Annotated in this window: 1 protein-coding gene and 1 tRNA gene; both read left to right on the top strand. The window is 37.9% G+C overall.

Translation table 11 applies throughout. The features are described from left to right. The first annotated feature begins 199 nt into the window (after positions 1-199). Positions 200-271 (top strand) — tRNA-Arg (locus BVI01S_RS21815). Positions 272-512: 241 nt separating this feature from the next. Next, entirely contained in the window at positions 513-1,112 is a 600-nt protein-coding gene (locus BVI01S_RS21810) for a 3'-5' exonuclease (RefSeq protein WP_082804805.1), read from the top strand. Positions 1,113-1,265 lie beyond the last annotated feature (153 nt).

The raw sequence follows: 1,265 nt of genomic DNA, 5'->3' as shown, positions 1-1,265 counted from the left end.
TTCAATCCACTCTGTGGTTCTGTATTGGAATAGTTAAAGCTAAAAAGCTACAGATAGAGTTACCTTTCTATAAAGACATCCCAACTACACTTTTAAAAGATATTAATGGATAATCTAAAAAAGACGTAAATGATAATATCTATTGCAAACAAGCAATATCTGGCTTATAATATATATTCGTGACGGTTATTCATTTTTTGCCCTCGTGGTGCAACGGATAGCACGTAAGATTCCGGTTCTTAAAATGGGGGTTCGATTCCCTCCGAGGGCGTAGTTGAAAGAGAGATATGAAGGTGTTTCCACAAGTTTTTAATTTGTGGAAACACTTTTTTTCGTTCCTGAGATTAAGGGTATTGTAGTATATTGTATAATCATATAATATACCTGTTTTGAAGAAGTGCCGGATCAGTTTTGAATTAGATACATAGGAAAGTTGCAAGAAGGTTTCGCCTTGCATCAGAATGTTAGAGATAGCAAAGAAGAACAATCTAAAACCGGGATGGTGGATTAGAATGAAAGATTTTGTAGCATTTGACTTTGAAACGGCTAATCGTGCAAGACACAGTATATGCTCAGTCGGAATGGTATTTGTAGAAAATGGAGAAATGGTGGATTCCATTTACGAATTAATCGATCCGGAAGAGGGATTTGATAGGTTTAATATCAGCATACATGGAATTCAACCACAAGATGTTGAAGGTGCGATGACGTTCGATGCTTTCTATCATTCTATCAAGGACAAAATAGAGAATAAGTTGATGATTGCCCATAATCTCTCCTTCGATGGTTACGCTTTGAGGGATAATTTAGCTCGTTATGAAATGAAGCCTGTGTACAACCAATTTCTCTGCACCTATCAAATGTCCAGAAAAATGGTAAAGGGTCTTCCTGCCTATCAGCTTTCCTCTCTTTGCACTTATTTTGGAATCGAATTAGATAACCACCACCATGCTGCCGATGATGCTAAAGCATGCGCTCAAATAATGCTAAAGCTAGCAGAAGAGTACAAGATTACAGACTTTGATTCCCTCTACCATAAGACTCGAATCAAACCGGGAGAAATATCCGAAGGCATCTATCGCTCTTCATTAGTAAGTAAATCTGCTAAATAACTCAACTTTATAGTGATGTTCAATTGAGGCATCCTCCGTGTCTGCCTATTCATTCTATTAATTATAAAAAAGAATGGTGCTGTGATGGATGGGGACACACATGCATGTTGATTGTAGCGGAAGGTGCTCGACTCCTGCGGGAAACGCGTGAAA

Source organism: Rossellomorea vietnamensis NBRC 101237, from assembly GCF_001591825.1.
GTDB classification, from domain to species: domain Bacteria; phylum Bacillota; class Bacilli; order Bacillales; family Bacillaceae_B; genus Rossellomorea; species Rossellomorea vietnamensis.
The sequence above is the reverse complement of the archived record's forward strand: the minus strand, read 5'-3'. Positions and strand labels throughout refer to the sequence as shown.